The organism is Actinomycetota bacterium (assembly GCA_030776725.1).
GTDB lineage: Bacteria > Actinomycetota > Nitriliruptoria > Nitriliruptorales > JAHWKO01 > JAHWKW01.
This window is the reverse complement of record JALYHG010000115.1, coordinates 1-7,608: the sequence shown is the minus strand read 5'-3', so window position 1 is coordinate 7,608 and position 7,608 is coordinate 1. Positions and strand designations below refer to the sequence as shown.

The window sequence follows — 7,608 nt, the reverse complement described above, 5'->3', positions numbered from 1 at the left end:
GTGGTGCCGATCAGCGCGACCACGTCGACCGCGAGCAGGACTGCTGCCAGCGCCGCCCACGGGGCGATCGCCTCGCGTTCGCGGTGCCGCGCCGGGCCGGCCTGGGATGGGATCGCTTGCTCGGTCGGCGGCCGCGTGGCCTGCGGCGTTTCGACCGTGATCGCCGGCACCGGGTCGGTGGTGGGATGCGGTGGAGGGGATAGGGGCTCCGGCGCGGGCTCGGACAGCTCGGGGGTCTCGGTGACCGCGGCGGGCGACGGCTCAACGGCGGCTGCGGTCTGCGGTGGCGGCCCGGGGCCGGGCGGTGATGGGGCCACCTGCCCGGCGGGCTCCGACCGCGTCGTTCGCACCCCGACGGCCGCGGCGGCATCCAGCCGCCCGTACCCGGTGCGGGAGTCAGGTCCGGGCGTGCCGAGGTCGACCGCTGTGGCGCGGACCCGTTCGACCGCCTGTGCGCTGCTGGATCCGGAGGCGCGGAGCAGCGCCACGGTCGCGGCCACGTGAGGCGCCGCGTACGACGTGCCGCTGGACTGGCCGATGCTGTGGCGGGCGCCGGCACCGCACGGGTCGCACCAGGTACTGCGGATCTCGACACCTGGTGCCATGACCGCGTCGCGGCGGCCGAAATCGGAGAAGTTCGCCGGCTGGTCGCGCTGATCGGTCGCTCCGACCAGCAGGACGGGGACGTCTGCGGCGAAGTCGGTGAACGCGTCGCTGTCGTTCCCCGCGGCGGCCACGACCGCGACGCCACGCTGCCAGGCGTAGCGCACCGCCGCGTCAGGTGCCTGCTGCGCGTGCACGATCGACACGCCGCTGTCGCGGTGGACCTCCAGCGACAGGTTGATCACGTGGGCGCCGTTATCGACCGCCCACCGGATCGCCGCGTCGACGTGGTCGCTGGTGCCTGCCGCCTCGCGGTCGAGCACCCGGATGGGCATCAGCCGGGCCTGGGGCGCGACCGACGCCACCCCGATCCCGTTGGACGTCCGTGCCGCGATGATCCCGGCCACCATGGTGCCGTGGCCGTGCTCGTCGGTGGGGTCCTCGTCGCCGTCGACGAAGTCGTAGCCGAGGATGCGCCCGTCGGGCCGGCCGGCGAAGGCGTCGACCAGGTCGGGGTGGGTGAGGTCCACGCCGCTGTCGATCACCGCTACGACGACCCCCGCACCCCGCGAGAGTGTCCACCCCTCGGGGGCACCGATCTGCGTCAGCCCCCACTGTGCCGGGAAGTGCGGATCGTTGGGTGCAGCCTGGGCGGCGGCAAGCGACAGCGATGCCACGACCGCGATGACGGTGACGAGGATCGCGCGGCGCGAGCTCACGACGGTGCCGGTTCCCAAGACGGATGCGGGCGAGCCGCGATCGTAGGGGCGTCGCCACCGTCACGCTCCGGGAAGCTGCAGGGGACGCAGCTCCCGACAGCCCACTGCGCCCGTCGGCCACGCCGCGCTCGGCGCCGACGGCGGCGGCGCGCCGTCAGGTGTCGTTGCGGCGTGCCGAGGCCTCGACCGGAGCCGACGGGTCACGGGCGGGCTGCATCGCGGCCAGCGCCCGGTGGAAGTTGTCGACGGACGTGACCGGGTTCCGAGCGACACGCCCCGACCACCACGACCAAGCCAGAACGCATACCGCAGTCACCATGATGGGGATCAGAACGAAGCTCACCGGATATCCACGCTGCCGCGGTCGTGGGATGTCTACAACCGACGGTACTGCCAGCGTCTGAGCCCAACAACCGCTGTCCCGGCCAGGGCGTCAGCGTCCATCCGGACAGGGCCCCGCGGTCACGCCCCGACCTCGGCCCGAGCGTCACCAGGGACCGCCGCGTCAGGCGGCCAGCGCTCCTCGGGCCGGTCGGGAGCGACCGCGGCCAGGAGCACGAACGGCATCGCGGCCACCGGGCCGGCCGTGACGTCCCCGGCGAGCCACCACGGGACGGCCGTGAGCAGCAGCGCGGCGGTCACCGCCGACAGCCGAGTCGGCGACAGGGGCCGGCGGACCGCGAACGCCGCCGTCGCGACGGCGGCCACCGCAACCACCGCCACGACGTTGACGGTGGACAGGTCTGGCAACCCCGGCAGTTCCTGACCGACCAGCACCAATCCCACCGCCGCCGTGGTGAACGCCGCCAACGCCCCGCCGGTGAACCAGCCGGCGGTCCGCGCAGACAGGCGCCGGACCCACGGCGGGGTCGCGACCAGCGACCAGGGCGCCGCGACCACCGCCGCACCGAGCAGCACCCCGCTGGCGGCGGCCAGGCGCCCCGGGCGGTGGCGTCCCCCCCACATCTCCACCAGGGCCCACCACGACCACACCAGCGCCGCTGCCGCGACGAGGGCGGTCGGATCGCTGCGGTAGCCGAGGATCAGCGGTGGGGCCCACGCCACGGCCGCGGCCGTGCAGCGTGCCGTGCCCACGTACCCCCACCGGCGCCCCAGCCGCTCGGCACCGAGCACGATCGCGGCGACGGCAAGGAGCGCCAGTGGATCGGCCGTGTGCAGCGCGACGGATACGTGGACGACGACCGCCCCGACGATCAGCGCGGTGGCGGCGCTCGGGCCGGTCCGTGGTTCCCAGCGCAGCGGCTCGGTGACGGCGGTCAGCGCCAGCAGCCCCGCCAGCGACAGTGCCCCGACCGTTGCCAGCACCGGCCACGCCGGACCACCGAGCTGGGTGGTGCCCAGAGCCCCGACGGCGACGACGAGGAGCGCGGCGGCCGCCAGCCACCCGCGGCGACCGACGGGACGCAGGACGGCCAGGACGATCACGAGGCCGAACGTCCACGCCTCGCGCGCTTCGAACGCAGGCGCGAGCTGGCCGAGCTGGTCCACGTCACTCGTCCCGGCCGACGACGGCTGCGGCGGTGCCCAGTAGGGCGAGCGACCCGGCGAGCGCTGCGCCGATGCGGACATCGCGACGGCGCACGCGGACCCCGTGCTTGACGGGGAGCCACTCGGCGTGCGCCTCACTCAGCTCGCCGAGCGCTTCACGGTTGGTGTGCCTCGGCCGCCAGCCGGTCGCCACCAGCCGTTCCACGCTGAGAACGATCGGGTGCATCACGTAGTGCACCGCTCCGGGAGGGCCACCGACCAGGTCGAGCTTCCACAGCTGCTCCGCCAGGGCGAAAGCCTGACCCTCCGGGATCGACAGGGGCTTCAAGCCGGTGATCGCCAGGAACTCGTCGTAGGACAGCCACCCCTCGCACGCCACGTTGTACGGCCCCGACAGGTCGTGGCGCATGGCATGGGTGATCGCGGCGATCACGTCGTCGACGTGGCCGAACTGCCACGGCGGTCGGTAGCCGCGGACGTTGAACACCCGCCGCAGACCCAAGGTGGTGCCTTCGACGAGCTGGCGGACGAACCAGTTATCGACCTCGCGGCCCGCCACGATCCAGGGCCTCAACACGACCACCTCGATATCGCGGTGGTCGTCGCGCCAGCCTTCCAGCCACCGTTCGACCGCGAGCTTGTCCTCGGCGTAGGCGAAGTCGGGGTTGGCCCGCAGAGGGCTGTCTTCGGTGAGGGGGACGTCGTTGTCGGGGTGCGCGCCGTAGGCCACGGCCGACGACAGGTACACCACCTTGGCGACGCCTGCGTGTCGTGCGGCCTCGAACACGTTCTGCGTCCCATCGACGTTGATGGAGCGCATCACCGCACGATCACCGACCTCATCCATCAAGAACGCCGCGTGAACGACCACGTCGCACCCAGCGAAGCGCGTGGCGAGGTCGGCGTCTCGGACGTCGGCCCGCTGGAGGTCGACCGTGTCCCCGACCGGCAGATCGGCTGGGAGGGTGACGTCGAGGCCGACGACACGCTCGACGTCAGCGTCGGTCGACAGCTGTGCCAGCAGCCGCTGCCCCAGCAGGCCACCGACGCCGGTGATGGCGACGCTGGTGCCCATCTCTGCGTAGCCTTCGGCGGGATCTGGCCGGCCAGCGTAGTCGGTCACTGTCCCGGTCGTCCTTCGAGGCGTCCGGAGCCGCGTCCACGGCGGTCTTCGGAGATCGGAGACGGTCGGTGGCGTCTCCGACTCTCCGCGGGGACATCCGACGCCGGCCGCGGTCGCACTGCCGCTGCGACCCTGCGAGACTCACACCATGGCACCCGACGACAGCGACGACGCGGCGGGCGACGACCAGCCGCAGCTGCCCGGCGACCTCGCCGGGCTCTTCGAGCAGCTGGGTGGCCCGCAGCTGTTCGCTCAGCTGCGCCGGGCCATCGCCGCCACCGGCGGTGCTCCCGTGAACTGGGACCTGGCCCGCCAGGGCGCACTGCAGCTGGCCGCCAGCGGCGACCGTTCTCCCACCCCCGACGAGGTCGCACGCGCCGCCGAGGCGCTCCGCCTGGCCGAGCACTGGCTCGACGACGGTTCCCTGCCGGCCCCGCCCGATGCGGGGCGCCTTGCCGTCGTCAGCCGCCAGACGTGGGTCAACGCGGCGGTCGACGGCTTGCGGCCGTTGATGGAACCGGTCGCTCAGGCCCAGATCGCTGCGCTCGCCGACCTCGTCGAGGACCAGGCGCCGATGGAGGCGCTCGGCGTCGAGCTCGGCGGTCTGGATCTCGGGGCGGTGCTGGGCGACCTGCGTGGCGTGCTCGAGCCGATGGGGGCGGTGCTGATGGGCATGCAGGCCGGTCAGGTGATCGGTCAACTCGCGCGGCAGTTGCTGGGGCAGTTCGACCTGGCGATCCCCACGGCCGACACCGCCACGGCCTACCGCATCGCGGTGAACGCTTCAGAGGCGTTCACCGGCTACGACGTGGACGAGACCGAGGTCGGTGTGGTGCTGGCGCTGCACGAAGCCGCCCACCGCCGTCAGTTCCACGCCGTCCCGTGGCTGGCCGGTCACGTCCACCGCCTGGTTGCAACGTTCGCGGCGGGGACCGAGATCGACGCCGAGCGGCTGATGGACCTCTCGCGCGAGGTCATGGCTGGGGTGGATCCGGACGACCCGGAGGCGCTCCAGCAGGCGATGGAGCGGGCCAGCCACTTCCGGCTGGAACCGACCGCCGCGCAACGCCGGGTCCTGGAGCGTCTGCAGGGAGTGGTCTCGCTGTTGCAGGCGTGGACCCGCGCCGAGATCCGCGCCGCGGCGGGGCCGCGTCTTCCGAACCTGGGGCGCGTCGAGGAGGTGCTGCGACGCCGGCGGGCGACCGCTGGCGAGGGTGAGCGACTCCTCGAGCAGCTGCTGGGCCTCGACCTCCGCCCGCGCGAAGAGGCCGTCGGCGATCGCTTCGTCGCGGCCGTCGTCGACGCCCGCGGTCCCGAGGGGCTGCGCCGCGCGTTAGCGCACCCCGAGAACCTCCCCGACGCCGAGGAGCTGGCCGACCCGCCCCGCTGGCTGGCGCGCATGGCCGGCGGGGAGGAGGTCCCAGACGATCCCTCGGCGCTGTTCGGGCCGGGTGACGCCCCGCCCGAGCCGCCCGACCCGGACGAGCGCGGCGACCGCGGAGGCCCATCCGCCGACACGTGATGGAGATCCGCGGGTCGTTGTCGTGGTCCCCCCGCGCCGTCCGCCTCCGGACCCCCACTCGGCGACCGGCGAGGCCAGCCGCGCCTCACACCATCCCGCCTCGTCCGCAGGGACCGTCAACGACGGTGCGGTAAACCGGACATAAACGAGATATAGTCCCAACATCGACGTCAGGCTAGTCACATGCGAACGACGGGACACATGCGCACGGTGATCGCGTTGCTCGCGGTCGTGGCGACCACCGCGGTGATGCACCCGGGCGACGCCGTGGCCGGCACCCGCCCGCTGCGGGCGTTCACCGACGGCTCCTTCTGGAACACGCCACTGCCGACCAACGCGCCGGTGCACCCCCAATCGGCCGACATCATCGAGTTCCTCAAGCACGACAACAGCAACGCTGGCTGCTTCCTGCTCATGGGCGCGGACACCGACCGGTGGGGCGAACCGATCTTCTGGGCCGAGCCGGGCGACACCGAGTACGCCGTCGTGCGCACACGCTACTACCTGCCACCCGAGTTCGATCGGCTGCGCATCCCCAGCCACGCCCGTGCCGGCGACAACTCCGATCAACAGTTGGTCATCTACGACCTCGACCGCGGGATCGTCTCATGGCTGTGGAAGGCCACCTACGACGCGACCAACGACGTGTGGTCCGCCGGTGGCGGCAGCGTCGCCTACCTCGACTCCAACGGGCTGCACGCCAAGCTGCCAGGAGCCGACGAACCCCGCAACACCGGGAGCAACCGCGGGCTCAACGGCGCCATCACCGCGGTGCGCCACGACCAGGTCCAAGCCGGCGCCATCGACCACGTCGTCAAGATCGGCCTCAACTCCGTCCGCGACGAGCACCTGTTCCCCATGATCGGATCCGACGGCAAATCCACCCATCCCCACGCCCCACCCCAAGGCGCCCGCCTACGGATCAAGCCCTCCGTCGACCTGTCGACGTTCGACCTGCACCCCCAAGCACGCCCCATCGCCACAGCGCTGCAACGCTACGGGGTCATCGTCGGCGACTCGACCGGCGCGCCGATCGCCCTCAAACTCGAAGACACCGTCACAGCAGGTCGCGGCCAGCTGTGGCAACTGTCCAAACAAGCCCTGTGCTCCATCCCCATCGAAGCCTTCGAAGTCATCGACTACGGCTACGTCCCGCCGGCGGCGGCGCGTCGGCTAGATGACACGGAGTCCGATGCATGTGAGCGGTCCGCGACCGCGTCACTGTTGGCCACTGACGTGCAGAAAGGCTCCGACGGTCCGGACGCTGCCTGCCTGCCTCCAGCTGTGGTCAGCTGGCGGTGAGCGTGCCGAGTCGCCCGTCAGAGCCGGTCACCTTCGACCCGTATCCGACCGACAGGCGCCCACCTGACCGCAACGCGATCGACACGCCATCGTCGCTGATCTCGACGATCTCGCCGGAGATGCCACCGGACGCGGTGATCCGGTCGCCGACCGAGGCAACGACCGTCGGGCCCGGCCGCCGGGGTGTCGTTGCCCGACGCGTCGCTGCCCCGCCTCGGCGAGCGGCGCGACCGCTGTCCGGTGTCGGGCGCGGGTCGGTCTTCGACGGTGGTCGCAGCTCGAACGCGAACGGGGACGTGGCCGCTTTCGACGCGACGACATCCACCGACGTCGTCCCGCGGGTGATAGCCACGTGGAAGACGCGTCGTTCCTCGTCCATGTCGTCGACGAGCCGGTGGGGGACGATCCCGTCGTTGGCGGCGTAGACGAACACGTGCGCGAACTCCATGCCTTTCGTGGAGTGGACCGTCGCCAGCCGTACCCCGTCCCGGTCGACTCGCGCGTCTAGCTGGTCGCCCAGCCAGTCGACGAACGTGGGCGCATCCGGATGCAGGTCGGCGACCTGCGTCAACGCGTCGAGCTCGTCCAGATGCGAATTCGACTGTCGGGCTGCGCTGACCGACCTGTCGAGCTCGTCGGCGGCGGCGTCCAGACCACCGACGTCACGGACGGCCGCCAACGCGGCGGCGGTCGACACGCGTGCGGCCACCCGCACGTCACGCAGCTGCTGGAAGAAGTCGACCAGCTGGGTGGCATCCCAGCCGCCGACGTCCTTGCTCAACTGCCGCAGAGCGCGTTCGGTCCACGTGCGTGACGCCAGGGTTCGAAGG

7 protein-coding genes are annotated in these 7,608 nt (G+C 72.2%); 2 read left to right on the top strand and 5 right to left on the bottom strand.

The features are described from left to right. From M3N57_05370 to M3N57_05355, 4 genes are all read right to left on the bottom strand, one after another. The coding region (locus M3N57_05370; GenBank protein ID MDP9022125.1) for a S8 family serine peptidase at positions 1 to 1,322 on the bottom strand (1,322 nt) is incomplete at its 3' end. A gap of 154 nt (positions 1,323 to 1,476) precedes the next feature. Next, positions 1,477 to 1,665: a hypothetical protein gene (locus tag M3N57_05365; protein ID MDP9022124.1), complete on the bottom strand. Its 189-nt coding sequence runs from the start codon at positions 1,663 to 1,665 to the stop codon at positions 1,477 to 1,479. Between the two features lie 119 nt (positions 1,666 to 1,784). Then, positions 1,785 to 2,831: a hypothetical protein gene (locus M3N57_05360; GenBank protein ID MDP9022123.1), complete on the bottom strand. Its 1,047-nt coding sequence runs from the start codon at positions 2,829 to 2,831 to the stop codon at positions 1,785 to 1,787. Position 2,832: 1 nt separating this feature from the next. Further along, positions 2,833 to 3,954, bottom strand: coding sequence for an NAD-dependent epimerase/dehydratase family protein (locus tag M3N57_05355; GenBank protein ID MDP9022122.1), 1,122 nt, complete (start codon positions 3,952 to 3,954; stop codon positions 2,833 to 2,835). A 148-nt stretch (positions 3,955 to 4,102) separates the two neighbouring features. Here M3N57_05355 and M3N57_05350 point away from each other — a divergent pair, with 148 nt between their 5' ends. Beyond that, positions 4,103 to 5,476, top strand: a complete 1,374-nt coding sequence (locus tag M3N57_05350) for a zinc-dependent metalloprotease (protein ID MDP9022121.1) — start codon at positions 4,103 to 4,105, stop codon at positions 5,474 to 5,476. Positions 5,477 to 5,677: 201 nt separating this feature from the next. Beyond that, entirely contained in the window at positions 5,678 to 6,778 is a 1,101-nt protein-coding gene (locus tag M3N57_05345) for a hypothetical protein (protein MDP9022120.1), read from the top strand. Here M3N57_05345 and M3N57_05340 read toward each other — a convergent pair. Continuing rightward, a partial coding sequence (locus tag M3N57_05340; GenBank protein MDP9022119.1) for a hypothetical protein occupies positions 6,765 to 7,608 on the bottom strand: 844 nt, incomplete at its 5' end. The two genes, M3N57_05345 and M3N57_05340, sit on opposite strands and share 14 nt — an antisense overlap.